The organism is Bradyrhizobium sp. LTSP857, from assembly GCF_000938285.1.
GTDB lineage: Bacteria > Pseudomonadota > Alphaproteobacteria > Rhizobiales > Xanthobacteraceae > Bradyrhizobium.
Genome location: NZ_JYMS01000026.1, coordinates 494,105 through 520,237, shown reverse-complemented (window position 1 = coordinate 520,237; position 26,133 = coordinate 494,105). Strand labels below are relative to the sequence as shown.

26 protein-coding genes and 1 pseudogene are annotated in these 26,133 nt (G+C 63.2%); 16 read left to right on the top strand and 11 right to left on the bottom strand.

Features of this window, described 5'->3' with window-relative positions; all coding sequences use genetic code 11:
- Positions 1 to 527: 527 nt before the first annotated feature.
- Together UP06_RS16620 and UP06_RS16615 are read left to right on the top strand one after the other, a co-directional pair.
- Positions 528 to 1,124: a superoxide dismutase gene (locus tag UP06_RS16620; protein ID WP_045003920.1), complete on the top strand. Its 597-nt coding sequence runs from the start codon at positions 528 to 530 to the stop codon at positions 1,122 to 1,124.
- Between the two features lie 14 nt (positions 1,125 to 1,138).
- Positions 1,139 to 1,783, top strand: a complete 645-nt coding sequence (locus UP06_RS16615; RefSeq protein WP_045003918.1) for a hypothetical protein — start codon at positions 1,139 to 1,141, stop codon at positions 1,781 to 1,783.
- A 58-nt stretch (positions 1,784 to 1,841) separates the two neighbouring features.
- Here the strand turns inward: UP06_RS16615 and UP06_RS16610 are convergent, their stop codons facing one another.
- Positions 1,842 to 2,726 carry an amidohydrolase family protein gene (locus UP06_RS16610; protein ID WP_045003916.1) on the bottom strand — a complete coding sequence of 295 codons (885 nt, stop codon included), beginning with the start codon at positions 2,724 to 2,726 and terminating at the stop codon, positions 1,842 to 1,844.
- A 298-nt stretch (positions 2,727 to 3,024) separates the two neighbouring features.
- Between UP06_RS16610 and ykgO the strand changes: the two genes are divergently transcribed.
- The 3 genes from ykgO (at position 3,025) to UP06_RS16595 (ending at position 4,337) form a co-directional block, all read left to right on the top strand.
- Positions 3,025 to 3,150 (top strand): type B 50S ribosomal protein L36, encoded by a 126-nt coding sequence (ykgO, locus tag UP06_RS16605; RefSeq protein WP_006611362.1) that lies wholly within the window; start codon positions 3,025 to 3,027, stop codon positions 3,148 to 3,150.
- 105 nt (positions 3,151 to 3,255) lie between these two features.
- Entirely contained in the window at positions 3,256 to 3,894 is a 639-nt protein-coding gene (locus tag UP06_RS16600; RefSeq protein WP_045003910.1) for a tetratricopeptide repeat protein, read from the top strand.
- A 182-nt stretch (positions 3,895 to 4,076) separates the two neighbouring features.
- Positions 4,077 to 4,337, top strand: coding sequence for a hypothetical protein (locus UP06_RS16595; protein ID WP_045003908.1), 261 nt, complete (start codon positions 4,077 to 4,079; stop codon positions 4,335 to 4,337).
- On the opposite strand, the gene UP06_RS16590 is transcribed toward UP06_RS16595, so the two are convergent.
- The gene (locus UP06_RS16590) at positions 4,334 to 4,516 is read right to left on the bottom strand and encodes a hypothetical protein (protein ID WP_045003906.1); all 183 of its coding nucleotides are present in this window, start codon (positions 4,514 to 4,516) and stop codon (positions 4,334 to 4,336) included. The two genes, UP06_RS16595 and UP06_RS16590, sit on opposite strands and share 4 nt — an antisense overlap.
- Before the next feature lie 318 nt (positions 4,517 to 4,834).
- On the opposite strand from UP06_RS16590, the gene UP06_RS16585 reads away from it, so the two are divergent.
- Positions 4,835 to 5,791, top strand: coding sequence for an alpha/beta fold hydrolase (locus UP06_RS16585; protein ID WP_045003904.1), 957 nt, complete (start codon positions 4,835 to 4,837; stop codon positions 5,789 to 5,791).
- Here the strand turns inward: UP06_RS16585 and UP06_RS16580 are convergent.
- Together UP06_RS16580 and cycA are read right to left on the bottom strand one after the other, a co-directional pair.
- Entirely contained in the window at positions 5,788 to 6,099 is a 312-nt protein-coding gene (locus UP06_RS16580; RefSeq protein WP_045003902.1) for a HigA family addiction module antitoxin, read from the bottom strand. The genes UP06_RS16585 and UP06_RS16580 overlap by 4 nt on opposite strands.
- A gap of 79 nt (positions 6,100 to 6,178) precedes the next feature.
- Positions 6,179 to 6,574, bottom strand: a complete 396-nt coding sequence (gene cycA / locus UP06_RS16575; protein WP_045003900.1) for a cytochrome c-550 CycA — start codon at positions 6,572 to 6,574, stop codon at positions 6,179 to 6,181.
- 253 nt (positions 6,575 to 6,827) lie between these two features.
- Here cycA and UP06_RS16570 point away from each other — a divergent pair, with 253 nt between their 5' ends.
- Together UP06_RS16570 and UP06_RS16565 are read left to right on the top strand one after the other, a co-directional pair.
- Entirely contained in the window at positions 6,828 to 8,321 is a 1,494-nt protein-coding gene (locus UP06_RS16570; RefSeq protein WP_045004241.1) for an FAD-linked oxidase C-terminal domain-containing protein, read from the top strand.
- An 8-nt stretch (positions 8,322 to 8,329) separates the two neighbouring features.
- Positions 8,330 to 9,502, top strand: coding sequence for an acyltransferase family protein (locus UP06_RS16565; protein ID WP_045003898.1), 1,173 nt, complete (start codon positions 8,330 to 8,332; stop codon positions 9,500 to 9,502).
- Between the two features lie 59 nt (positions 9,503 to 9,561).
- Here the strand turns inward: UP06_RS16565 and UP06_RS16560 are convergent, their stop codons facing one another.
- Positions 9,562 to 9,894 (bottom strand): putative quinol monooxygenase, encoded by a 333-nt coding sequence (locus tag UP06_RS16560; RefSeq protein ID WP_045003895.1) that lies wholly within the window; start codon positions 9,892 to 9,894, stop codon positions 9,562 to 9,564.
- 211 nt (positions 9,895 to 10,105) lie between these two features.
- Here UP06_RS16560 and UP06_RS16555 point away from each other — a divergent pair, with 211 nt between their 5' ends.
- The 4 genes from UP06_RS16555 to UP06_RS16540 all read left to right on the top strand — a co-directional run bounded on the left by UP06_RS16555 (position 10,106) and on the right by UP06_RS16540 (position 14,539).
- Positions 10,106 to 11,356, top strand: coding sequence for an FAD-binding protein (locus UP06_RS16555; RefSeq protein WP_045003893.1), 1,251 nt, complete (start codon positions 10,106 to 10,108; stop codon positions 11,354 to 11,356).
- Positions 11,353 to 12,675, top strand: coding sequence for a glycolate oxidase subunit GlcF (gene glcF, locus UP06_RS16550; protein ID WP_045003891.1), 1,323 nt, complete (start codon positions 11,353 to 11,355; stop codon positions 12,673 to 12,675). The genes UP06_RS16555 and glcF overlap by 4 nt, the downstream gene beginning before the upstream one ends.
- Positions 12,676 to 12,744: 69 nt before the next feature.
- Positions 12,745 to 13,113, top strand: coding sequence for a hypothetical protein (locus UP06_RS16545; RefSeq protein ID WP_045003889.1), 369 nt, complete (start codon positions 12,745 to 12,747; stop codon positions 13,111 to 13,113).
- Positions 13,114 to 13,531: 418 nt separating this feature from the next.
- Positions 13,532 to 14,539 carry a TorF family putative porin gene (locus UP06_RS16540; protein WP_045004240.1) on the top strand — a complete coding sequence of 336 codons (1,008 nt, stop codon included), beginning with the start codon at positions 13,532 to 13,534 and terminating at the stop codon, positions 14,537 to 14,539.
- Between the two features lie 283 nt (positions 14,540 to 14,822).
- On the opposite strand, the gene UP06_RS16535 is transcribed toward UP06_RS16540, so the two are convergent.
- Complete coding sequence (locus UP06_RS16535; protein WP_045003888.1) at positions 14,823 to 16,586, bottom strand: ABC transporter ATP-binding protein/permease; 1,764 nt, start codon at positions 16,584 to 16,586, stop codon at positions 14,823 to 14,825.
- Positions 16,587 to 16,903: 317 nt separating this feature from the next.
- Between UP06_RS16535 and UP06_RS16530 the strand changes: the two genes are divergently transcribed.
- Positions 16,904 to 18,568, top strand: coding sequence for an L-lactate permease (locus UP06_RS16530; protein ID WP_045003887.1), 1,665 nt, complete (start codon positions 16,904 to 16,906; stop codon positions 18,566 to 18,568).
- 141 nt (positions 18,569 to 18,709) lie between these two features.
- Positions 18,710 to 19,108, top strand: a complete 399-nt coding sequence (locus UP06_RS16525) for an META domain-containing protein (protein ID WP_045003886.1) — start codon at positions 18,710 to 18,712, stop codon at positions 19,106 to 19,108.
- A 152-nt stretch (positions 19,109 to 19,260) separates the two neighbouring features.
- On the opposite strand, the gene UP06_RS16520 is transcribed toward UP06_RS16525, so the two are convergent.
- From UP06_RS16520 to UP06_RS16510, 3 genes are all read right to left on the bottom strand, one after another.
- Positions 19,261 to 20,472: a hypothetical protein gene (locus UP06_RS16520; protein ID WP_045003885.1), complete on the bottom strand. Its 1,212-nt coding sequence runs from the start codon at positions 20,470 to 20,472 to the stop codon at positions 19,261 to 19,263.
- Between the two features lie 252 nt (positions 20,473 to 20,724).
- Complete coding sequence (groL, locus tag UP06_RS16515; protein WP_045003883.1) at positions 20,725 to 22,353, bottom strand: chaperonin GroEL; 1,629 nt, start codon at positions 22,351 to 22,353, stop codon at positions 20,725 to 20,727.
- A gap of 162 nt (positions 22,354 to 22,515) precedes the next feature.
- On the bottom strand, positions 22,516 to 22,812 hold the full coding sequence (locus UP06_RS16510) for a co-chaperone GroES (protein WP_045003881.1): 297 nt from the start codon (positions 22,810 to 22,812) through the stop codon (positions 22,516 to 22,518).
- A 319-nt stretch (positions 22,813 to 23,131) separates the two neighbouring features.
- On the opposite strand from UP06_RS16510, the gene UP06_RS16505 reads away from it, so the two are divergent.
- Positions 23,132 to 23,653 carry a hypothetical protein gene (locus UP06_RS16505; protein WP_045003879.1) on the top strand — a complete coding sequence of 174 codons (522 nt, stop codon included), beginning with the start codon at positions 23,132 to 23,134 and terminating at the stop codon, positions 23,651 to 23,653.
- A 164-nt stretch (positions 23,654 to 23,817) separates the two neighbouring features.
- Here the strand turns inward: UP06_RS16505 and UP06_RS16500 are convergent, their stop codons facing one another.
- On the bottom strand, positions 23,818 to 24,603 hold the full coding sequence (locus UP06_RS16500) for a protein phosphatase CheZ (protein ID WP_045003878.1): 786 nt from the start codon (positions 24,601 to 24,603) through the stop codon (positions 23,818 to 23,820).
- 313 nt (positions 24,604 to 24,916) lie between these two features.
- On the opposite strand from UP06_RS16500, the gene UP06_RS16495 reads away from it, so the two are divergent.
- Positions 24,917 to 25,717: a L,D-transpeptidase gene (locus tag UP06_RS16495; protein WP_045003877.1), complete on the top strand. Its 801-nt coding sequence runs from the start codon at positions 24,917 to 24,919 to the stop codon at positions 25,715 to 25,717.
- A 65-nt stretch (positions 25,718 to 25,782) separates the two neighbouring features.
- Here UP06_RS16495 and UP06_RS42100 read toward each other — a convergent pair.
- Positions 25,783 to 26,133, bottom strand: a pseudogene (locus UP06_RS42100) (DUF2076 family protein); the annotation flags it as partial.

Below are 26,133 nucleotides of genomic sequence, written 5' to 3'. Positions count from 1 at the left end.
TCCTTTGGGATCTTTGCGGGGGCGCACGGACAATACCGAAACGGCCCGGTGCGCGACAAGGTCGGAACCTTCTTCAAAAAATCGTCACCCCGTCGACCTCGCGCAGCAGATTGACACTGCCGCCGGCAGGCGTTTAATTCGGGGCACGGGGATTTGCGATCTCCCCGCGAGGCGACATGCCCAAGTATCGCGTCCTGATCACCAAGGACGCTGCATGTCTTCTTTCATCTCGATCTCATCAGAGAAATTGTCCCGTCAATTGGTGCCGCCAGCGCGCCGACCCTCGTCGATGTCCGTATCGACGAGGGCCGCGCGGTCTATTTGCGCACGCGACAAGACGGCGAGCACCAAGAGCTAGCGAACACACGGGGCACGTTGGGGACGACAATCAAGTGGAGGACTCCATGACCACGAATACCGACCGCCGAGACTTCATTAGGGGCGTGGGGGCCGCCGCGGCATCGACCGCAATACTCGCGGGGACGCAAGCCCTTGCGCAAGCCAATCAGCCAACAGGAGCCAAGCCAATGACATACCAGGCCAAGCCGATGCCGTTCGATCCGAAATCCATTGCCGGCATCTCGGAGAAGGTGCTCGTCAGCCACTACGAGAACAACTATGTCGGCGCCGTAAAGCGACTCAACGCGATCGGAACGCAACTCGCCGAGCTTGACTTCGCGAGAGCTCCGAACTTCGTCATCAACGGCCTGAAGCGCGAGGAACTCGTCGCGTCAAACTCGATGATCCTCCATGAAATCTATTTCGACGGGCTCGGCGGTGCCGGCAAGCCGAGCACACCACTTGCCGACGCGATCGCGCGCGATTTCGGCAGCATGGAGCGGTGGCGCGCGGAGTTCTCCGCCATGGGCAAGGCCGAAGGCGGCGGCTCCGGCTGGGTGATTCTTTCCTACTCGCCGCGCGACAAGCGGCTGGTCAATCAGTGGGCCGCCGACCACACGACGACGCTGGCCGGCGGACGTCCCGTGCTGGTGCTCGACATGTATGAGCACGCCTATCACATGGATTATGGCGCCGCGGCCGCGAAATATGTCGACGTCTACATGGAAGCGATCAAATGGGACAACGCTGCAACACTGTACGATCAATACAGGCGGGAAGCTTAGACGTTGTGCAAAAAATGAGCGTGGCGTTCTTGGGGGCGGCGTTGTTCCCATTGTTGGTGGAAGGAAATGCGATGGCAGAAACTGTAAATTTTGACAACGCAGCAACCGGCGCAGCGCCCGAAGGCTGGACTCTGACGATGACGGGTCGTGGCCAGCCCAAATGGACGGTCGAGGTGGAGTCGACGGCGCCAAGCAAGCCGAATGTCCTGAAACAATCCGGTCAGGCGACGTTTCCAGTGGCGCTCAGGAACGGCACCAGCATCCTAGACGGGTTCGTCGAGGTCAAGTTCAAGGCGATTGCAGGTTCCGAGGATCGTGCGGCTGGTATTGTCTGGCGCGCAAAGGATGCCGACAGTTACTATGTCGTGCGGGCCAACGCGCTTGAAGACAATGTTGTGCTCTACAAGACGATCAAGGGTGTTCGCAGCGCGCTCAATATCGTCGGCCGGAAAGGCGGCTATGGCGTCAAGGTATCGGTGCCACCAGGTCAATGGCATTCCCTACGTTGCGAATTCGCGGGAAAGCTATTCAAGGTGACGTATGACGGCAGGCCGATGTTCGAGGTCGAATCGATCAGGGACGCCGGCATGATCGGCTTGTGGACCAAGGCCGACAGTGTCACCGTATTCGACGACCTGACATACGGTGCGCTGAATTAGGCTAACGTCGGCGTAGGCGTCGAAGGCGACGGCTTTGATCGTCACGCTGACCTCTTCGTTAGATCCCCAGCAGCTTGCGCGCGTTGGCCTTCAGCACCTTCGGCCGGATTTCGTCACGGATGTCGATCTTGGCAAAGTCCGACAGCCAGCGGTCCGGCGTGATCACCGGCCAGTCCGAGCCGAACAGCATCTTATCCTGGAGGATCGAGTTGATATAGCGCACCAGGATCGGCGGGAAATATTTCGGCGACCATCCGGAGAGGTCGATATAGACGTTCGGCTTGTGGGTCGCGACCGACAGCGCTTCTTCCTGCCAGGGGAAGGAGGGATGGGCGAGGATGATCTTGAGGTCGGGGAAATCCGCGGCCACATCGTCCATGTACATCGGGTTGGAAAATTTCAGCCGCATCCCCATGCCGCCCGGCATGCCCGAGCCGACGCCGGTCTGGCCGGTGTGGAACAGCGCGATCGCGCCGCCATTGTTGATCTCTTCGTAGAGCGGATAGGCCATGCGGTCATTGGCGTAGAAGCCCTGCATGGTCGGATGGAATTTGAAGCCGCGGACGCCGTATTCCTCGATCAGCTTGCGTGCCTCGCGCACCCCGAGCTTGCCCTTGTGCGGATCGATCGAGACGAAGGGGATGAGGACGTCGAGATGGTCGGAGGCGATCTCCAGCATCTCCTCATTTTTGTAGCGGCGGAAGCCGGTCTCGCGTTCGGCATCGACCGGAAAGATTACGGCCGCGATGTTCTTCGAGCGGTAATACGCCGCGGTCTCCGGCACGGTCGGCGGATGCTTGTGCGGCGACTTGAAATAGTCCGCCATCTGGGCCTGGAAGTCGTCATAGCCGTCGTCGGGATGGGTGCCGCAGGGCTCCTCGGCATGGGTGTGGATGTCGATGGCGACGACGTCGTCGATATTGGGCAGCTTCAGCTTCGGCATTGGTTTCCTCCCGACCGGTTGCCAAATTGATTATATCATATAACGAATTTAGCAAGGCGTCGTCGCGAGCTGGGAAAATGGCCGATCCGGCCGCTTTCTACTGTGCATGGGGTTGTTTTCCAGAATTTAGTCGGCCGGGGGCGGGGCAGTTAACATTGACATCCGGTGCTCCCATGCCTTAAGAACCGCCCCGTCCCGGGCGGTCGGTCCGCCAGCGGGAAAAATCTCATTTTGCCACATTCGCGCGTGCCGAAACGGTAGTGCCGAACACGGCCTTTCGAACGTTCAGGATTCTGCCATGAAGGTCCGTAACTCGCTGAAATCGCTGCGCGGTCGCCATCGCGCCAACCGCCTGGTCCGCCGCAAGGGCCGGGTCTATGTGATCAACAAGGTGCAGCGCCGCTTCAAGGCTCGCCAGGGCTGATTGCCCTCGCGGACGCCTTGCGCGCGCCCCGCAAGACCACGGTCTCACACGAGTTTGACGCCGCCCTGCTTTGCAAGGGCGGCTTTGCGCGTTTAGACTTCGACCATGGCAGTGAGATTCCTTTTCGCGCGCACCCTGTGTCTGGCCCTTGTTCTGGGAACCGCCGGCGTCGCGCCGGCCTTGGCGCAGGACGCTCCAGCCCCGCAGGCGAAGCAGCAGAAGAAGCTGCCCGAGGCGCCTGCCAAGCTGCCCAAGGTCGATCGCACCAAGAATCTCGATTTCCTGTTCGGCGCGCTGAAGGCCGCGCCTGACGAGGACAGCGCCAAGCATGTCGAGGCGCGAATCTGGGCGATCTGGATCCAGACCCCGAGCGACACTGCGGCGCTGTTGATGGCGCGGGCCAAGGCCGCGGTCGACGCGCAGAAGATCGACATCGCGATCAAGCTGCTGGATGCCGTCATCAAGCTCAGGCCCGACTACATCGAGGCCTGGAACCGGCGCGCCACGCTCTACTACATGCAGAACGACTATGGCCGTTCGCTCGCCGACATCCAGCAAGTGCTGATCCGGGAGCCCCGCCATTTCGGCGCGCTCGCGGGCCTCGGCATGATCATGCAGGAGGTCGGCGACGAGAAGCGTGCGCTCGAGGCCTATCGCAAGGCGCTCGCCGTCAATCCGCATCTCGACAAGATCCCCGACCAGGTCAAGTCGCTGACCGAAAAGGTCGAAGGCCGCGACATCTAGAGCACGATCCGGAAAAGTGTGTAGCGGTTTTCCGAGAAGATCGTGCTCAAACAATAAGTGACAACTCGATCATTTTTCGAGCGGTTGCGGCGCGCGGGGATTAACCACGATCACATGGATCACGCTGCGCGGGCTATTGTCGGCGCGCCAGCAGGCCTACCTGCATGGCAGGAGCACATGCTATGACGCGTTTGATCTTTGCTTGTAGCTTGCTGTTGGCGTCGGGGACGGTGAGCCTTGCCGACGGAATGTTCTGGGTGGTCGGCAATCGCGCCACCGGCAAATGCAACATCGTGACCAGCAATCCGGTCATCGACGGCAACATCTGGTTCGGCGACGGTCCCTACAAGTCCAAGGACGATGCCAAGCTCGCCCGCTCGACAATCCGTGCCTGTCCCGCGCCCACCGCCGACGAGCAAAAGGCCGAGGACGGCACGAACTAGTGCAGGGCGCTGCCGCCGCGCTCAGTGAGGCCGTGATCGGCCGCCGCGGCATACGCCTTGGCAAGCTCCGTCTCGAGATGCTCGTTGATCAGGAGCAGCGCCCGCACGGCACCGCGCAAGTCGCCGTTGCAGCTCGCGACGATCTCGTCGATTGCAGTCTCGTTCGATCTGAAGCTCATCGAAAATCCTCCGGTTCAAACCAGGACAAATCCTGCCGGTCTTTCCCGCGTCCCTGGGGTTGCGAGGAGGATCGGCGCCCATCCGCGCCTAGATGGCGGAACCGACCGTGGCGATTATAAGGAAGGTGCGATGACGGCCGCATGAAGCTGGTCCGAGGCTTGCGTGCCGACGAGTGGTGCCGTTGATTTCATTGCGTTTTTACGGATTTAGATTATGCACATATCCACAGCCCCGGCGTTATCAGTGGCCCGCGCAGCGAAACTGCCGGCCGCCAGACCCGTAGCTGCGATGTGCCCTGGATTGCCCGGACTCTCTCCATGATCGTGATGTCAGTCGTGACGGCGCTGGCTTTGCTGGCGCTGGTCACGCAGGCCGGAATCGTTGCCGTGCAGCGCGCCTTTCCGCCGCAGGGCCGGATGATCGAGGTCGAGGGCGCGACGCTTCACGTCGTCGATATCGGCCCGCGCGATGCGGGCCTGCCGATCGTGATGCTGCATGGCGCGAGCTCCAATCTCGAAGTGATGCGGCATCCGCTCGGCGAACTTCTCGCCAGGGAGCATCGCGTCATCCTGATCGACCGTCCCGGTCATGGCTGGAGCACGCGCGCGAGACGGCAGGATTCGACGCCGGAGATCCAGGCGCGGATGATCAATGATGCGCTCGGCAAGCTTGGCATCGATCGCGCGATCTTCGTCGTGCATTCCTGGAGCGGTGCGCTCGGCGCGCGGCTCGCGCTCGATCATCCCCGCCGCGTCGCCGGCCTTGTGATGCTGGCGCCTGTCACCCATCCCTGGCGCGGCGGCGTCGGCCGCTACAACGAGATCATCGCAACGCCATTGATCGGTCCGCTGCTCGCCTACACCGTCACGCTGCCGTTGGGGTATTTCATCGCCGAGGCCGGTGCGCGCAACGTCTTCCTGCCGCAAATCATGCCGGACGGCTTTGTGCAGGACTCCGCGACGCCGCTGCTGCTGCGTCCGCGCGAGTTCATCGCCAATGCCTACGATCTGGTGACGCTGAAGGCGTCGGTGGCCGCGCAAGTCTCGCGCTACGGCGAGATCAAGGCGCCGGTCACGATCATCGCCGGTGAGCCCGACAAGACGGTGAAGACCGACATTCACGCGCGCCCGTTCGCTGCGATGGTGCCGAATGCCAAGCTGATCGTGCTGCCCGATCTCGGCCACATGGTGCAGAACGCCGTTCCGGATCTCGTGAAGACCGAAATCGAGACGATGATCGGTCAGATCGTTCCCCTGAAGGCGGTGAGCGGCTAGGCGGCCTTCTTTGCGATCGGCTTGGCGCGCTCGATCCGTTTGCGTTCGCGCGGCGAGTTCATGGCATCCCAAAGATCGGTGCGGCGCTGGACGTTCAGCCAGAAATCCGGGCTATTGCCAAAGACGCGGGCGAGAATGAGAGCCGTTGCAGCGGTCACGTTCCGGCGATCGTTGCAAAGCTCATTGACGTGCTTGCGCTGCACACCCATGGCCTCGGCCAGGGCTCCCTGGGTCAGACCAAGGGGGACGATGAATTCCGCTGTGAGGATTTGTCCGACAGTTGCGGGTCTGCGCTTGCTCCACAGCATAGCTTCACCTCGATCGATCGGAACGCCGCAAACTCAGCGGGGTTGGGCGGCCGCCGATTAGCGGCCGCCCCTTGCCCGCCTACTGCTTGATCTTCCCGTCCTTGTCGAACTGCGACACGTAGGTCCAGAGGTTGTTGATCTCCGTCTCGTTCTTGATGCCGGCGAACGCCATCTTGGTGCCGGGGATCTTGGCCTTGGGGTCCTTGATGTATTCCTTGAACTGCGCCTCGCCCCAGGTGATGCCGGAATTCTTGTTCGCGTCCGAATAATTGTAGTCCGGCGCGGTGCCGGACTTGCGGCCGTCGAGGCCGTTGAGCTCGGGGCCGACCTTGTTCTTGGCGCCTTCGCCGATCGCGTGGCAGGCCAGGCACTTGTTGAACGACGATTTGCCGGCCGCGGCATCCTGCGCCATCGCGGCGGATGCTGTGGCAGTGACGGTGAGGATCATCAGCGCGCCAAAAGTCAGTTTTTTCATAGGGTGCTCTTCGTCTCTTTCCCGGTGGGGCTCTTATCTGGTCGGCAAACGTCGGACCTGCCGTTTTTGGCATGGCCCGCTCGGCTTGGACAAGCCACGAAACCATGACAGGTTTCATGATGTCCTACTTGTCCCAGAGCGAACTCGCCCGGGATCGCCACTCCGACTCGGGGATGGCCTACCCAAACCACCGCGGACGTGGTTGATTTGCCGCAACAAATCGATCATGCGGCGCAAGCCGGAAGGATATGTTATGGCCATCATGATGCCGGCAGCCGACCAGGCCGTGCTTGCGCGCCGCGCTGAGATCGTGGCTGCATTGCGCGCGATCGTGCCCGGCGAAGGCGTGATCGACAGCGCCACCGAGATGCGGGCCTACGAGTCCGACGGGCTGACCGCCTATCGGCAGCCGCCGATGGTCGTGGTGCTGCCGGATACGACCGAGCAGGTTTCGCTCGTTCTGAAATATTGCGCAGGGCAGGGCATCAAGGTGGTGCCGCGCGGCTCCGGCACGTCGCTGTCCGGCGGCGCGCTGCCGCTGGAAGACGGCGTGCTGCTCGGCCTCGGCAAATTCAAGCGCATCCGCGAGATCGATTTCGACAACCGCGCCGTGGTCACCGAGCCCGGCGTCACCAATCTCGCGATCAGCCAGGCGGTCGCGCATGCCGGCTTCTATTACGCGCCCGATCCGTCCTCGCAGATCGCCTGCTCGATCGGTGGCAATGTCGCGGAAAATTCCGGCGGCGTGCACTGCCTGAAATACGGCATGACCACCAATAACGTGCTCGGTTGCGAGATCGTGCTGATGAGCGGCGAGATTTTGCGCATCGGCGGCAAGTCGGCGGAAAACTCCGGCTACGATCTTATGGGCGTCATCACCGGCTCCGAGGGCCTGCTCGGCGTCATCACCGAGATCACGGTGCGCATCCTGCAAAAGCCGGAGACGGCGCGCGCGCTGATGGTCGGGTTCGCGCAGGTCGAGGCGGCCGGCGAATGCGTGGCCCGCATCATCGGCGCCGGCATCATTCCCGGCGGCATGGAGATGATGGACAAGCCCGCGATCCATGCCGCGGAGGCCTTCGTCCATGCCGGCTATCCGCTCGATGTCGAGGCGCTCCTCATCATCGAGCTCGACGGTCCCTCCGTCGAGGTCGACGAGCTGATCACGCGTGTCGAGACGATCGCAAACGGCTGCGGTTCGACCACCTGCCAGATTTCGACCTCGGAAGCCGAGCGCAATTTGTTCTGGGCCGGCCGCAAAGCGGCGTTCCCCGCCGTGGGCCGCATCTCGCCCGACTATCTCTGCATGGACGGCACGATTCCCCGCGGCGCGCTGCCGAAGGCGCTGGCGCGCATCCGCGAGCTCTCGGAAAAATACCAGCTCGGCTGTGCCAACGTGTTTCACGCCGGCGACGGCAATCTGCACCCCCTGATCCTCTACGACGCCAACAAGCCCGGCGAGATCGAACGCGCCGAAGCGTTCGGCGCCGACATCCTGCGCGCCTGCGTCGAGTTCGGCGGCGTTCTCACCGGCGAGCACGGCGTCGGCATCGAGAAGCGCGACCTGATGCCGGAGATGTTCAGCGAGATCGACCTCAACCAGCAGCAGCGGCTGAAATGCGCCTTCGATGCGCAGGGCCTGCTCAACCCCGGAAAGGTGTTTCCGACCTTGCACCGCTGCGCCGAGCTCGGCCGCGTCCATGTGCACGCCGGCAAGCTGGCGTTTCCGGATATCCCGCGGTTCTGAGGGCCGGAATGTCCGGCATGGTGGATGTTGCGATAGGTGCCACGGACGAAGCGCCAACCAAGTCGCGAACGAAATCGCGGCTCCTGTTCATCGACAACATCCGCTGGTCGATGATCATTCTCGTGCTGAGCATGCACGCCTGCGACACCTATAGCCCGTTCGGCAATTGGTACTATGTGGACCGCCAGGCGATCGGCTTTGGCGCGGCGCTGGCCTTTGGCATTTACCAGAGCTTCCTCCAGGCCTTCTTCATGGCGGCGCTGTTCTTCATCGCCGGCTATTTCGCCGCCGGCGCCTTCGATCGGAAGGGATTTTCGCGATTTGCGCGTGACCGGCTGGGCAGGCTGGGCTTGCCGACCTTGCTCTACATGTTCGCGATCGGTCCGCTCACGCAGTATTTTCTCTCGCGGACCTGGGGCAATGGCGGCTTCGGCCATCAATGGCTGACCCATCTCAGGGACGGCGAGTGGCTCTCTGAAACCGGGCCGATGTGGTTCTGCGCGGTGCTGCTGCTGTTCTCGCTTCTCTATGGCCTGACCCGCCAGGCCGGATGGCGGGAGCCGCAGGTTGGACTGCGCGGTTCGGCGATCGTTCTATTTGTTGCAGCTATGGCGGCGGCCACCTTTGCCGTTCGCACCGCGATCCATGCCGATGCCTCCGTGCTCAACGTTCACCCCGGCGACATCCCGCAATACGTCCTCATGTTCGCAGCCGGCGCCTTCGGCTATCGCGGCAATTGGATGCTTGGTGTCGCCGAGCGGTCCTGCATCCGGTGGGGATCGCTTGCGCTGTCGCTCTCCGTGCCGCTGTTCGCGGCGCTGGTCGCGTTCGGCGGCGGCTTGAGCGGCGATACGACGCTCTATGCCGGCGGCTTCAATCTCGTCAGTGCCGGAAAGTGCCTGTGGGAGGCGCTGGTCTGCGTCGGCATGGGTCTGTTGATGCTGGCTGTCTACCGCCGCTACTTCGATGCGCAGGGACGGGTCGCCAAATGGCTCTCCGACAATGCGTTCGGGGTCTATCTGATCCATCCGCCGATCCTGATCGGCTTCGCCCTGCTTCTGCACGCGGCGCCGATGGGCGCGATCGCAAAGGTGTCGCTGTTGACGTTGCTTGCGGCCGCCGGCAGCTTCGCAGTGTCGGCCTGGATTATGCGCAAATCGCCGCTGCGCGCGATCATCTAGCACCAGGCACCGCGGCTCGAGCCGCGGTGCTTGGGCCGACAAGGCTTACATCACAAGGCCTACATCAATGCGTATTGCGTGCGCTCGCGCCGTGCCAGCAATGGCAAGGCCTGACCGGCGATGTAGGTCTTGAAATGGGCGCTCTCCTGATGCGCCTTGAAGGCGGCTTCGTCGCGGAACAGCTCGTAGAACAGGAACTGGGCCGGATTGTCCTGGGCACGGCTGATCAGGAACAGTTTCACGCCCGGCTCGCTTTGCGCTTCCGGCAGGAAGCCGCGCAGGATCTCGGCGACCCTGTCGGCCTCCTCCAGCTTGGCCTCCCATTGCGCCACGACCAGAAGGCCGCTGCCGCTGATCGCTTCATCGATCGTTCGCTGGTTCTGTTGAGTCATGATGGAACTCCCTTTCCGCATCGCCCCGCGGTCGCAACGGGCGCGGGGACAATTCGATCAATAGCGAAATTTGAAAGAGAATGGTTCGATGGAGATCGAAGTGAGGATGTCGCGGTGCTCTCTGACCTTCATGGTGAGGAGGCCGCCGACGTGTCGCTGCGAGGCGTCGGGAAATTTGATTTCCGCCTCGAATTTCGCTACCGCCTGATGGGTGGATACGCTCAAGGTACGTGACGCCAAAGACGTCGAAGAGGTGGTGCGCGCGGCGATTGCCAATGAGCAGCCGCTCGAGATCATCGGCCATGGCAGCAAGCGCAGCATTGGGCACACGATGGCGACCAACGCCGTGCTCGATCTCTCCGCGCTGAGCGCGGTGACCTCCTACGAGCCCAATGAGCTGATCGTCACGCTTCAGGCCGGCGCGCCGGTCGCCGACGTACTTTCGCTGATCGATTCCAAGAACCAGCAATTCGCCTTCGAGCCGATGAACACCGCGCCGCTGCTTGGCACGCCGGCGCTCGGGACCATCGGCGGCATGATCTCGGCTGGCCTCGCCGGCCCGCGACGGATCAAGGCGGGTGGGGCGCGCGACCATCTGCTGGGAGCGCATGCCGTCTCCGGCTTTGGCGACAGCTTCAAGACCGGCGGCAAGGTGGTGAAGAACGTCACCGGTTACGACCTCTGCAAGCTGCTGGCGGGGTCCTGGGGCACCCTGTCTGTCATGACCGAGGTTACGTTGAAGGTGATGCCCAAGCCGGAAGCCGAGCGGACGCTGCTGCTCCCCGGGCTCGACGATGCCGCCGCCAACAAGGCGATGACCGCGGCGCTCGGCTCGCCTTTCGACGTCTCCGCTGCCGCCCACCTGCCGAAATCGGCATTCCGGTCCAGGACCGACGGACTTACCGACGGATTTGGCGATATCGCAGGCCAGGGCGAGGCGCTGACCTTGCTGCGGCTTGAGGGCATCACCGCCTCCGCCACCCACCGCGCCGGCTCGCTACGCGAATTGCTGGCGCCGTTTGGAACCGCGACCCTGATCGAGGACGCGGCGTCGTCGGCGCTGTGGGCCACCATCCGCGATGTCCTGCCGTTCGCGGCCAGCGGCGCGCTGGGCGCCTGGCCGGTGTGGCGGATCGTCTGTCCACCGGCGTCAGGTGCGGCACTCGGCGCGCAATTGGTGCGCGAGACCGGCGGCGACGTCATCTACGATTGGGGCGGCGGCCTGATCTGGGCAGCGCTGCCACCGAAGGGCGATGCGCATGCGCCAAGCGTGCGCCTGCGCACCAACGCCGTCGGCGGGCATGCCACGCTGATCAGGGCGGCCGAGGACGTCAGGCGCAATGTCGATGTGTTCCATCCACAAGCTCCGGGCGTCACCGCCCTGAGCGAGCGGGTCCGCGCCGGCTTCGATCCAAAAACCATTCTGAACCGGGGACGGCTGACGCGGGGCACTGCGGCATGAAGACCGAATTCTCACTCGCGCAGCTCGCCGATCCCGACATCGCGGAAGCCGACAAGATCCTCCGCGCCTGCGTCCATTGCGGCTTCTGCACCGCAACCTGCCCGACCTATGTGCTGCTCGGCGACGAGCTCGATAGCCCGCGCGGTCGCATCTACCTGATCAAGGAAATGCTGGAGAAGGACCAGGCGCCGACCGCCGAGGTGGTCAAGCATGTCGACCGCTGCCTGTCCTGCCTTGCCTGCATGACGACCTGCCCGTCCGGGGTGAACTACATGCACCTCGTCGACCAGGCCCGGGTCAGGATCGAGCAGCGTTATCAGCGGCCGCTGACCGAGCGGTTGTTGCGCCAGGTGCTGGCCTTTGTCCTGCCCGACCCGCAGCGGTTTCGCATCAGCATGCAGCTCGCGCGGCTGGCCCGGCCCTTGGCTGTCTTCCTGCCCACCCCGCGGCCATCAGCCACGCCCGGCCTGATCCAGCGGATCAAGGCGATGCTGGCGTTGGCCCCGAACCGGCTGCCGCCGCCGGGCCCCGCCGCCGGCAGCGTGTTCGCGGCGCTCGGCAAGAAGCGCGGCCGGGTCGCGCTGCTCCAGGGCTGCGCCCAGCAGGTGCTGGCGCCACGCATCAACCAGGCCGCCATCAGCCTTCTCACCCGCCACGGCATCGAGGTCGTGCTGGTCAAGGACGAGCAATGCTGCGGCGCGCTCACCCATCACCTCGGCCACGACGATGATGCGCTGGCGCGGGCCCGCGCCAATGTCGCGGCGTGGCAGAAGGAGGCGGCAGGCGAGGGGCTCGACGCCATCCTGGTGACGGCGTCCGGCTGCGGCACGGTGATCAAGGACTACGGCTATCTCCTGCGCGAGGATCGCGCGCTTGCCACTGACGCCGCGCGGGTCTCCGCGCTCGCAAAGGACATCACCGAATACGTCGCCGCTCTCGGACTTGCACCGACGACGCGACAGGACAACATCGTCGTCGCCTATCACTCCGCGTGTTCGTTGCAGCATGGGCAGAAAATCACGGGCCTTCCGAAAGAATTGCTTTCCAAGAATGGATTCGTGGTGAAAGATGTGCCCGAGAGCCATTTGTGTTGCGGTTCGGCGGGGACCTACAACATTCTCCAGCCCGACCTTGCGGGCAGGTTGCGCGATCGCAAGGTCGCCAACATCGCGAGCGTCAAGCCGGACATGATTGCCGCGGGCAATATCGGCTGCATGGTGCAGATTGCCAGTGGCACGTCAGTTCCGGTCGTGCACACGATTGAGCTTCTCGATTGGGCTACGGGCGGGTCGCGGCCGGCATTGAATTCGTCGAGCTGAGCTTTTGTCCCGGGGTGACGGCCGAAGATGCCCGATCGACCATTGTTCGGCGGCAACAGGAGGACCACGATGGCGAAAGCGAAGAAGAAAAAAAGCAAGAAGGCCAAAAAGGCCAAGAAGGTTGTAGCGGCGAAGAAGGCGACGAAGAAGAAGGCTGGCAAGAAGTCCGCCAAGAAGGCGGCGAAGAAGTCGGCAAAGAAATCTGCCAAGAAGGCCGCACCGAAGAAGGCTGCCAAGAAGACGGCGAAGAAGGCTGCGGTGAAGAAGGCGGCGCCGAAGAAGACCGCGAAGAAAGCGGCACCGAAGAAGGCGAAGGCAGCTCCCGCGCCGAAGCCGGCAGCTCCGGTGGCGGCGCCGGCTCCCGAGCCGGCAGCCGAGACAAGCTGGGCGATGCCTTCGTCTTCTGCGGAACCGACGCCGGCCGAGGGCCAGAGCTAGGTCAAGATCAGGCCAAGGCCTGGCTGGGTCCAGTCCCAACCACGATTTGACGGTTACGAAGGCCGCAGCGGTGACGCTGCGGCCTTTTTGCATCGCCGTTACGGCCTGCCGGCGGCTGCCGTTTTTTGAGTCATTTGATTCGTAGCGCGCACGCCTCGGGACCGCAGGCCTGCGTAGAATTCCGGCCCCTCTGTGCACTTTGAAGTGAAAATAATGTGATCGAGAAGCAACACCGTCCGACAACCTTTCGTGGAATCGTCGGAACGCCTAAAAAGTCGGCAGATGCCCGTGTTTTTTGCTTCACGGTTCACGTCCCTCAATCCAGATTGCCGCTGTAACGAGATTTGCAATCAGGTCGGGTGTTTCGGGGGGCTTCCGGAACTCGACCGGGGTCTAAGAACTGGTGATGGGGATCGAAATGAAGAAAGTGGCTTTGTTGGCAACGGCGCTGGCAATGGTGGCGACGGGTTCGGCTTTCGCGGCTGATCTGCATGTGAAGGCTCTGAAGGCTCCGCCGCCGCCCGCGTTTGATCCTTGGGATATCGCCTTCGGCGGCGCGATCATGAACGACTACATCTTCCGCGGCGTGACCCAGTCGAACCACAAGCCGTCGGTCGCCGCCTATTTCGAGCCCCGCTACAACGTCACCAAGGATCTCCAGCTGTACGCCGGCGTGTCCGCGGAGAGCATCTCCTTCGCCAACCGCGCTGCGGCAGAGGTCGACATCTACGGCGGTATCCGCCCGACCTTCGGTGCCTTCGCCTTCGATATCGGCATTTGGGGCTATCTGTATCCGGGCGGGAGCTGCGCCGACAACACCCTCACCGGCGGCATTCCGGGCGGCAACGTCTGCGGAATCAGCACGACCACGATCTTCCTCGCCGACGGCAACGTCATGAAGAAGGACGTCAGCTTCTTCGAAGTCTACGGCAAGCTGAACTACACCATCAACGACAACTGGGCGGTCGGCGCGACCGAGTACTACTCGCCGAACTTCCTGAACTCGGGCGCTTGGGGCAACTACGCCTCGGTGACCGCCAAGTATACTGCACCGAGCACGATTTTCGGCTCCTCGGGCGTCGGCCTGTACGCGTCGGGTGAATTCGGTCGGCAGTGGTTCGGCACCTCGGACGCCTTCTACGGCACCGGTGTCGGCACCGTTTTCGCCAACGGTATCCCCTACAAGGACTACTACACCTGGAACATCGGCGTCGGCTTCACCTACAAGGTGTTCACGCTGGACCTGCGTTACTCCGACACCAACCTGAACAAGGGTGATTGCAACGCCTTCACCAGCGCCTTCAACGCGACCGGCACGACCAGCGTCACCCCGATCAACCCCGGCGGTGCTGGCTCGAACTGGTGCGGTGCGGCGGGCGTTGCCAAGCTGTCGTTCGACCTGACGGCGATGAGCAACCTGAAGTAAGTTTCTTCCGGAACGACTTGACGAGGGCGGCAGAGCAATCTGCCGCCTTTTTGCTTTGTCCGCGAGACTTGTGGGCTTTGCTTCAAGCGCTCTTGTTGGCAGGGCTATCGCAAACGCCGCGAGTTGGGCGTCTTCGGTGTCGTAGGTCTCTCCACAAACTGGTCATGCCCGGGCTTGTCTCGGGCATCCACGTTCTTGGGCACCGTGTGCGCGGGTTGCGCGTCGGTGGCCGGGACAAGCCCGGCCATGACGATGTGGGACCGCTGTGCCCAGAGTCCGCCTCTCAGCGCACCGCGCTCGGTTCGGGCTGGGCCGGCTTGCCGGCATCGCCGAGGACGTGGATATCGCCGTCCTCCACCATCGTCACCTTGCGGGTGTGGAAGGCATCGAGCGTCGAACGGTGGCCGATCGAGACGATGGTGGCTTGCGGCAGCTTCTCCTCCAGCAGCCGATAGAGCCGGGCCTCGGAGGGCTCGTCGAGCGAGGCGGTGGCCTCGTCCAGGAACAGATAGTCCGGCGCATGCAGCAGCGCGCGGGCGAGCCCCAGGCGCTGCTGCTCACCGAGCGACAGCATCCGGTTCCAGTGGCCATCCTCGTTGAGCCGCTCGGCGAGGTTAGGCAGGCCGACCGCCAGCAGCGCGTCCTTGATCTGCTCGGGCGCGAAACTACCGCGCTCGGCAGGATAGACCACGGCATCGCCGAGCGGGCCGATCGGGAAATAGGGGCGTTGTGGCAGCATCATGAGCTTGGCCTTCCCGGGGACGGCGATGCTGCCCGTGCCGAACGGCCAGATGCCCGCGACGGCGCGGAACAGCGTCGATTTGCCGGAGCCGGACGGCCCTGTGACCAGCACCCGCTCGGAGGGGCGGATGGCGAAAGCGTCGACCGAGACCAGCGGCTTGCCGTTGGGCAATTTCACCAGCAACTGCTCGAGCGCGATTGCCGCGCCGCCAGCGGACGGCGCGAGGCCGATGGTCGGCTCGTGCTCGGCGAGATGAGCGGCGGAGCTGACCGACATCTCGAAGCCGTCGAGACGGGCGACCACCGAGCGCCACTCTGCGATCGTGCGGTAAGCTGTCACGAAGAACGACAGCGCATCCTGTACGGTGCCGAATGCCGAGCCGGTCTGCATCATGTCGCCGAGCTGGATGCTCTTGGCGAAATAGGCCGGAGCCACCACCACATAGGGAAAGATCACCGCGGCCTGCCCATAGCTCGCAGTGAAGGTGGTGAGGCGCTTGGTCCGGCTCATGATCGCGTACCAGTTCTCGATCACGGATGCGAAGCGGCGCAAGAGTCCCTCGCGTTCGGCGCTCTCTCCCTTGAGCAGAGCGATCTGTTCGGAATTCTCGCGCACCCGCATCAGGTTGAAACGGAAGTCTGCTTCATAGCGCTGCTGCTCGAAATAGAGGTTGATGAGCGGTGCGCCCACCCAGTGCGTCAATGCCGTACCCAGGATCGCGTAAGCCAGCGCACACCAGACCAGGAAGCCGGGAATGACGAGATCGGTGCCGAAAATATGCAAGGGCGCCTTGTTGGACAGTCCCCACAGGATCACCATGAACGACGCCAGCGTAACGATCGACGAGAGCAGACCCAAACCAATGCTGAGTGTCTGCTCGACGAAATTCTTGACGTCATCAGTGATGCGCTGGTCGGGGTTATCGGCCGCATCGCCCTTGAGCTGCATCCGATAATGCGTGGCGTCTTTGAGCCATTCACCGAGATAGCGTCGCGTCAGCCATTGCCGCCAGCGGATCTGAAGCCACTGGTTGAGGTAGAGCTTGTAGACCTGGAGCGCGATATAGATGGAAGCGAGGATGAGGAAGATCCAAATCTCCCTGACGAAATTATCGAGCTCATACCCCTGAATCGCGTTGAAAAACCGGTTCTGCCACTGGCTGAGCAGGACATTGACCGCGACCAGCACCAACTCCATCGCGATCACCGCGGCCAAGAGGCCACGGCCAGCCCATTTATCCTCCGATCGGAAATAAGGACCGGCGATTCGCCAGACGGTCGCGAGCGTGGCGCTGATGTTCTTCACAGAGCTTTGTCTCCTGCGGGGATGTGCGCAAATGCCTGGAGCCAAATGGCTGAGGCAATGGCGGGAATAAGCGCGCTTAGACTAAAGTCGCAAGTTGTGCAATTTGCGTTGGCTTGTCGCGGCTTGCAACCCTAGCATGGGCTTTAACGGCGCGGGGTGGGGGCCTCCGGGACTTCGCGAGCTTGTGAGCGGGCGGGAACAGCCGCATTCGCAAGTCGTTCGCTTCAGGTTCAAAGGCACACTTCACCACCACGCCAGGCAGGCTCCGCCGTCCACGCTGGCCGGCCTGCCACATAAACGCGTGGGGGAGGAAGACCATGTGGAATCAAGTCTATGATCCGCTGAACAGCCCCGTGCTGTCGACGATCGCGGCGGCGGTGCCCGTGATCACGTTGCTGGTCCTGATCGCGAGCGGACGCGTTCAGGCTCACATTGCTGCCGTCATTGCGGTGATCGTGACCAACCTGATCACCATTCAGGTGTTTGGCATGCCCACGGGCATGTCGATCCGCGCCTCGATCCTCGGCATCGTGACCGGCTTCTTTCCGATCGGCTGGATCGTCCTCAATGTCATCTTCCTCTACCAGGTAACGGTGGCGACTGGCCGCTTCGAGCTCTTGAAGCGTGCGGTCGGCGGCGTCACCGAGGACCGGCGGCTGCAACTTCTGCTGATCGCCTTCTCCTTCGGCGCCTTCTTCGAGGGCGCTTCGGGCTTCGGTACGCCGGTGGCGATCACCGGTGCCGTGCTGATCGGCCTCGGCTTCTCACCGCTCGCGGCCTCCGGCCTGTCGCTGATCGCCAACACCGCGCCGGTCGCCTTTGGTGCGCTCGGCACGCCGATCCAGGGCCTCGCCTCGGTCACCGGGCTCGATCCCTACATCCTCGGCGCGATGGTCGGGCGGCAACTGCCGATCTTTTCGCTGATCGTGCCGTTCTGGGTGGTGTGGGCGTTCGCGGGCTGGAAGGGCATGAAGGACGTCTGGCCGGCGATCCTCGTCACCGGCGTGTCGTTCGCAGTCCCGCAATTCGTGATTTCCAATTTCGTCAATCCCTGGATCGTCGACATCGGCGCGTCGCTGATCTCGATGGGCGCGCTGATCCTGTTCTTGAAAGTATGGCAACCCCGGCAACTCTGGCTGTCGCCGGCGCTGCGCGGCCGCGACGAATCGACCGCCACCATGGCCGCGGCCAAGCCGCTCGACAAAACGCCGCTGACGCAGGGCGAGCTGTTCAGCGCGCTGCTGCCGTGGATCATCGTCTGCATCGTGATGCTGATCTGGGGCAACGGCGGCTTCAAGACCTGGGCGAACTCGATCTTTACCTGGAACTATCCCGTTCCCGAGTTGCACCAGATGATCAACAAGGTGGCGCCGGTTGCGGCTAAGCCGACGCCGGAGGGCGCGGTGTTCGGCTTCACCTATTTGTCGTTCACCGGCACGGGCCTGCTGATCGCGGCGATCATCTCGGGCTTCCTGATGGGCGTCGGGCCCGGCAGGTTGCTGGTGGAATATGGCCGCACCATTCGGCTCTGCGCGATCTCGCTGATCACGATCTCGGCGATGCTTGCGATCGGCACGCTCACGCGTCTGTCCGGCGTCGACGCGACGCTCGGCTTGGCGTTCGCCGCAACCGGGGTGCTCTATCCCTTCTTCGGCACGCTGCTCGGCTGGCTCGGTGTGGCGCTGACGGGATCGGATACGTCGTCGAATATCCTGTTCGGCAACCTCCAGAAGATCACCTCCGAGCAGCTCGGCCTGTCGCCGATCCTGATGGCGGCGGCGAACTCGTCCGGCGGCGTGATGGGCAAGATGATCGACGCGCAATCGATCGTGGTCGCGTCCACCGCCACCAACTGGTACGGCCACGAGGGCACGATCCTGCGTTTCGTGTTCTGGCACTCGATCGTGCTGGCCTCGCTGGTCGGCGTGTTCGTGACGTTGCAGGCCTATGTCTGGCCGTTCACGGCGATGGTCCTGAAGTAGCGGGCGACGCCCAGTTTCGACGCAAATCCCCGCGGGGTTGCTCGTTCCCGCGGGGATTTTTGCGACTTGAATCGACGAACCTTCTCAAAGGCTTCGCCGTCTTATAGAAGACCCGGAAAATCGGGTTGGTCGAGAGGTCTCATGGTTTCGTTCAAGCGGATGGTATGTGCGGCGGCCGCGGTGCTTGCGATGTCCACTGTCGCGTGTGCGGAAGAGGGCTTCCCCTTCGGCACCGAGATGACATTGGAGGCGGTGCCGCAGTCCGGCTCGAAACGGATCCCGAACATCGAGATCGGCGACAATGGCGAGGTCGTGCTGGAGCTCTGGTGCAAGGGCGGCAAGGGCCAGTTTTCCGTTGCCGGCAACACCGTGATCTTCGTCCCCGGTCAGATCCAGGACCGTTCCTGCCCACAGGCAAAGGCCCAGGCCGACGACGATCTCGTCGCGGCGCTCGCAGCCGTCGAGACCTGGAAGCGCCAGGGCGACGTGCTCACGCTGATCGGCCCGAAGCCGCTGCGCTTTCGCGCCAACGGGAATTAGCTCTCTCGCTGTCATTCCCCGCGCAGGCGGGGAATCCAGTACGCCGCGGCTTATCGATTGACGACTGTCGTCTCGGAGTACTGGATCGCCCGCCCCAGTGCGCAAGCGCGCACAAGGCGGGCGATGACAGAGACCTGAGTTTGGCGATCAGCCTACTTCCACACCGACTTGTCGGCGTCCCAGCGCTGGCCCTTCAGCTCCTTGGCCAGCGCCTCGACCGAGCCGTTGTCGTCAGCCTGGTCGCTTTCCTCGTCGGCTGCCGCTTCGTCGGACAAATTGAGCTTTGCGCCGGTGCTCTCATCGGTGGTCGTGGTTGAGGGGTTGCCGATCCAGAGCATCAACTTGTCGGTCGTCCCCGGCTTGTCGGCGGAGACGAGGGCCGCGACCTCGATCGTGTCGGTGAGTTCGAGCGCCGGGAAATCCTGGTTCGGCCGCTTGAAGACGAGCTTGAGCTTGCCGGTGGCGGGGCTGAAGTTTTGCGAGACCGGCTTGGCCGCGAGCGTCCTGCTCAGCACGCCCGCGACCGCGGTCGCGAGCTTGTCACGGTTGATCTTGTCGCCGTCGCGCCAGTCGGCTGCGGCGATGCGGATGGAGCGATCCATCTCGGTCATCCCGGAGGTCCAGCCGGCGGCGGTGACGCCCGGCGTCGCCTTGAATTTCGCGAGCAGCGCGGCCGCGCGCTCCGGATCGACCGACATGTTGATGGTCTGCTCGCCGGCGCGCAGCGCGTCGCAGCCGACGGTCAGGCTCGCCAGCGTCACCTCGATGTCCTGACCCCTAAGGCTCTTCAGGAAGTCGGTCGCCGCATCCAGCTTGACCTTGACCGCGATTGCTTCCGGCGAGACTTCGGTAAAATCCTTCGGCTGCGGCGTGATGCCGTCATCGGTGGTCTGGTTGTCCAGAAATTCCTTCTCGCTGAGATCGGAATTGTCGGGCGAGGCGACCTCGGTCATGACCTGGCCGATGCCGATCTGGCCGCGGAATTCGAAGGTGTCGCCGGTCGGCTTGCGCGCGAGCTTGACGGTGACCGGCGCCTTCTCGCCAAGGCTCGAGGTTGTGCCGGTCAGCGTCTGGCCCGCGACCTGGAGATTGACGACGAAGCGGTCCTTGCGGTCGGAATTCTTGGCGACGGGGTAGCAGACGTCGAGCACGGCCGCCGTGACGATCTTGCCGGACCGCGTCTCCTTCAGGATCACGTCGGCATTGCCGTCCATCAGTCCGTCGATCGAGGTGAAATAGCGCGTCTCCGTGCCACCGGGCGCCGTCGCCTTTGGCGACAGCTTCATCTGGGCGGAGGCGACTTCGGGCGAGACGGCAAGCAGAGCCGCCAAAAGGGCTGTTGAGCAAACCAGAAGCGCGCGCATCGACGAATTCCTCGAGCAATGGAGCATGATTCGGACCCGGAGGACCGCGTTAGCGCAAAGTGTGAAGCGGTTTTCCGAAAGGATCATGCTCAAACAATAGAATCGGCGCCACCGTAGTGGGTTTTGGCCGTCGGTTGAATCGGAAAGCTTGGGCCCAGATCTGTAAAAAACCCAAGTCTGTAAAAAACATAGTCGGCAAAAAAGAAGGCCGCCCGGAGGCGGCCTTCGCAACATTGCATTGGAACGAACGGCCTAGAAGCCGCCCATGCCCCCGCCGCCCGGGGCGGGCGCGGCTTCCTTCTTCGGCGATTCGGCGACCATCGCCTCGGTGGTGACCAGCAGGCCTGCGATCGAGGCGGCGTCCTGGAGCGCGGTGCGCACCACCTTGGCGGGGTCGATGATGCCCTTCTCGACCATGTCGACATAGTCCTCGTTCTGTGCGTCGAAGCCGAAGGTCTCGGACTTGTTCTCCAGGATCTTGCCGACCACGATCGAGCCCTCGACGCCGGCATTCTCCGAGATCTGGCGGATCGGAGCTTCCAGCGCCTTCAGCACGATGTTGATGCCGGCCTGGACGTCGGCATTGGCGTTGGTGAGACGACCGACCGCCTTCTTGGCGCGCAGCAGGGCGACGCCGCCGCCGGGGACGATGCCTTCCTGCACCGCGGCGCGAGTGGCGTTGAGCGCGTCCTCGACGCGGTCCTTTTTCTCCTTGACCTCGATCTCGGTCGCGCCGCCGACGCGGATCACCGCGACGCCGCCTGCGAGCTTGGCAAGACGCTCCTGGAGCTTCTCACGGTCGTAGTCCGAGGTGGTCTCCTCGATCTGCGCCTTGATCTGGCCGACGCGCGCCTCGATGTCGGGCTTCTTGCCGGCGCCCTTGACGATCGTGGTGTTTTCCTTGTCGATCACGACCTTGCCCGCGCGTCCCAGCATCTTCACCGTGACGTTCTCGAGCTTGATGCCGAGCTCTTCCGAGATCAGCTGGCCGCCGGTCAGGATCGCGAGATCCTCCAGCATGGCCTTGCGGCGATCGCCGAAGCCAGGCGCCTTGACGGCGGCAACCTTCAGGCCGCCACGGAGACGGTTGACGACCAGCGTGGCCAGCGCCTCGCCCTCGACGTCCTCGGCGATGATGACGAGCGGCTTGCCCGACTGCACCACGGCTTCCAGCACCGGCAGCATGGCCTGAAGGCCGGACAGCTTCTTCTCGTGCAGGAGGATGTAGGCGTCCTCGAGCTCGGCGGTCATCTTCTCGGCGTTGGTGACGAAGTAGGGCGACAGATAGCCGCGGTCGAACTTCATGCCCTCGACGATGTCGACTTCGGTGACGAGCGACTTGTTCTCTTCGACGGTGATGACACCCTCGTTGCCGACCTTCTGCATCGCCTGCGCGATCATCTTGCCGATGGCGGTATCGCCGTTGGCCGAGATGGTGCCGACCTGGGCGACCTCGGAGGAGGCCGCGACCGGCTTGGCGCGCTTCTCGATGTCCTTGATGACGGCCGCAACCGCGATGTCGATGCCGCGCTTGAGATCCATCGGGTTCATGCCGGCGGCAACCGACTTGGCGCCTTCGCGCACGATGGCCTGGGCCAGCACGGTCGCGGTGGTGGTGCCGTCGCCGGCGAGGTCGTTGGTCTTGGAGGCGACCTCACGCACCATCTGTGCGCCCATGTTCTCGAACTTGTCCTCGAGCTCGATCTCCTTGGCGACGGTGACGCCGTCCTTGGTGATGCGGGGCGCGCCGAACGACTTCTCGATGAGGACGTTGCGGCCCTTCGGGCCGAGCGTCACCTTGACGGCGTTAGCGAGAATGTCGACGCCGCGCAGCATGCGATCGCGCGCGTCTCCGGAAAACTTGACGTCCTTGGCAGCCATGTTCTGCAGTCCCTGTTATTCGCGATGGATCTTGTTTCGTGATGTGTCTTGTGTGTTCGTCGCATCAATTCCGGGACCCGCTAGGGCGAGCCCGGCGGAATGATGGATGCCCGGACCTGATGATCCGGGCATGGCATTCAGCGGCCGTTCAGGCGTCTGGCCTTAGGCCATCACGCCCATGATGTCTGACTCTTTCATGATCAGGAGATCTTCGTTGTCGATCTTGACCTCGGTGCCCGACCACTTGCCGAACAGCACGCGGTCGCCGACCTTGAGGTCGATCGGGATCAGCTTGCCCGCCTCGTCGCGGCCGCCGGGGCCAACGGCGACGATTTCGCCCTGGGACGGCTTTTCCTTGGCGGTGTCGGGAATGATGATGCCGCCCTTGGTCTTTGCTTCGGCATCGATACGTTTGACCACGACACGGTCATGCAGCGGACGAAATTTGGACTTAGCCATGACGTTTCCCTTTGGAGGCTCGGTTTTCCGAAAGCAGCGGAGGTGGGTGAGGGCAGCGCTGCCATCCATCCTCTTGCCGAGGATCGAACAGCGCGCTTAGCAATCGGTCTTCCCGAGTGCTAATAGTGCGCCCGGGAATATGGCTTGGCTGCGATCCTGTCAAGCAAAGGTGGTTAAGCGATTGGTGAGGCGGATATAGGATGATGGCATTGGAAACTCGTTCGGGGCGCCGGCGTATATTAGGACGTCATTGCTCCGCCAGCGGTTTTGCGCTTGGCTGCGGGAGGGGTGCGGCCGTGGTCTTGCTCGGGGGAATGCTATGATCAGTTCAGCTCACGCACGCACGGTTGCCAATCTGGCGGCGGCCTCTTGCCTGGCGCTGCTGCTTGGCGCCTGTGGCGGCGGCTTGAGCCTGCCGTCCTTTTCGTCATCCTCGCCGCCGCCCGCGGCCGAGCCCGGCGTCGGGCCGGAAATGCCGGCGTCGATCCGCGCCGACGAGATCGTCGGCCGCTGGGGGCTCGCCTCGTTCCAGAACCCGGCCGACCGTGCCCGCACCGAGGCGGCCGCCCGGGCCCAGTGCAAGAATCCTTACGTGATCGGCGCCGGGACCTCCGGCGGCGTTGTCATGCATCTGGCCGACCAGGCAACACCGCAGGAATTGCGGCTGAAGGGCTCGCCCGGCGGCAAGAACTATATCGGCCCGTCCGGCCCGACGCCCGGCGAGCAGGACCGCGAGATCGTCTCCTTCGACGGCCGCGTCATGATCACCCGCTTCGTCGACAAGGACGCCGCCACCCGCTACGGCAACATGGTCTACGTCCGCTGCGCGCCCAGGGCGTGATCGGGGTACCCGTCTAACCACTCGTCATTGCGAGGAGCGAAGCGACGAAGCAATCCAGGCTGTCTCTGCGGACGCAGTCTGGATTGCTTCGCTTCGCTCGCAATGACGAACAACAAAAACGCCGGCTCTCGCCGGCGTTTTGCTTTTCCGTATGTCGCGTCCGATCAGTCGAACAGCGCGTCGATGTCGTCCTGCGAGGCGTGGCCGACGTCGCCGGCGAGCTTCGGGCCGTTGAGAAGCTTGTCGTCGTCGCTGCGGGTGTCGACCTGCGCCGGCACGTGCGACTTGATCGCGTCGACGCCGCCCCAGATGTCCATCATCGCATTGATGTGCTGCTCGATGAATTTCATCGTGCCCATGACTTTGCTGATGCGCTGGCCGGTCAGGTCCTGGAAGTTGCAGGCCTCGAAGATCGAGATGACGCGTTCCTGTATGTCGTCGGCCAGACGCTTCTGCTGATCGGCGGACTGGACCTTGGACATCGCACTGGCCGCCTGGTCGATCGATTCAGCGGCTTCGAGGATCTGCTGGGTCGCCTGCTCGGTGCCGCCGACCACGGCGCCGAGCTCGCCATTGACCTTGGCCATTTCGCCGCCGTCAAAGCTCTTGCCGTGCAGCGTCGCGATCTCGCGCTTGGTACGATCGATGGCGTCATGGATGAGGTCGAGCTCGACCTTCAGCTTCTCGCACTGCTCGATCTGAGCCCGGTAGGTCTCAAGCATCGTGCGCGCGTCGGTAAGCTCCTGGGCCGTGGAGGCGTCGATCGCCGCCATGGCTGCGCTGCCGGACAAGGGCGCAGGCGTAATGCCTTTCGCCATCTGTGCGCGGATCGCACGCAGCTCTGCCATGATCTCGCTATGCATCGGCGCTGCCTCCTCAATCATTTCGGGGCTGGGCATCTCGCCGACAATAGCCTCCTCGACACGAAAACGTTTGCGGTGAATAGCCATTAGGAACTCCCCCCACCTCACTCACGCGTCTTTTTAGGCAGAAGCGATTTAACACGGAGTTCACGGCCGGAACTGTTGTGCGGCCGCGCGCGACGCGGTCAAAACCGCCGGTTAACCATGCAATTGCGGTGTTCACCGAAAATAAACGCTGATCGCCAAATTGCCCCTCGCTTGGCGAAATGGTGAATCGAAACGCCGCCTCCGTTTACCAAACAAAACGCCTTTTGCTCTTTATTGACCACGTCGCGAGCGCTGATCAGCAAGCCGCGTTCGACGGCGAATGTAACTAGACGAAACAGTACAGAGTACGTCGATGTTCAAGAAAATGTCTGTCGCGCTGCTTGGCAGCGCTTGCACCTTCATTGCCGGCGCAACCAGCGCCAGCGCCTTCGATAATACGGTGCCGAACGATCCGCCCGCGGTGCTCTATCAGCCGCAGGTGCCGCCAGCGCCGGTGCGTGTCGCCTCCAATGCGAACATGGGCGGCGGCTTCATCGAGTTCCTGTTCGGCGATGGGCCCGGCCGCGGCCCGGCCTATGCTCCGCAGCAGCCGATGTACCAGCAGCAGCCGGGTTATAATGATCCGCGCCGCCTGCCGCCGATGGGCGAGCCGCAGATGCAGGGGGCCGGCCTCCAGCAGGAGGCCGTCGACCCGCGGCAGCGTCAGTTCGATCCGAAATTCGAGAAACAACTTGTTGACTATAGCGGCAAGGAAAGTGCCGGCACGATCGTGGTCGATTCCTCGAACAAGTTTCTCTATCTCGTCGAGGGCAGCGGCCGGGCGATGCGTTATGGCATCGGCGTCGGACGCGAGGGCTTCACCTGGTCCGGCGTGAAGTCGATCACGGCCAAGCGCGAATGGCCGGATTGGACGCCGCCGGCGGAAATGATCGCACGCCGTCCCGACTTGCCCAGGCACATGGAAGGCGGCCCGGAAAATCCGCTCGGCGCGCGCGCGATGTATCTGGGCTCCACGCTTTACCGCATCCATGGCTCCAACGAGCCTTGGACCATCGGCACCAACGTCTCCTCCGGCTGCATCCGCATGCGCAACGAGGACGTCATCGACCTCTACGGCCGCGTCAATGTCGGCACGAAGGTCGTGGTGATGTGAGCGGCTGATGCTCGAAATGAAAACGGCCGCCTCAAGGGCGGCCGTTTTTGTTTGATGGAGCAGCCTTACACGGAATCGTTGCCGCCGTCGTCATTGCCGAAATCGCTGTTGTCGGCCATGTCCACGTTGTCGTCGTAGTTTTGGTGATCGTCGTTCTGATCGTTGTTGTCCCGATCGTTCGACGCCTGATCGGTGAAGCCCCGACGCGAGTCACTGCTGCGGTTCGAGCCGATGTCGTTGAGGCCGGCGTCGCGCGCGAGCGAGCCGCTGGACTGGTCGCTACCGCTCCACGGGCTGCGGTCGCCCGAGGCGTTGGTATCGCCAAAGGCCTGCTGGTGCGATCCGCCCATCATGCCGCGGATGCTCGAGAGCAACAGCGAGCCGCCGACGACGCCGGCTGCCGCCGCCGCTGCCGT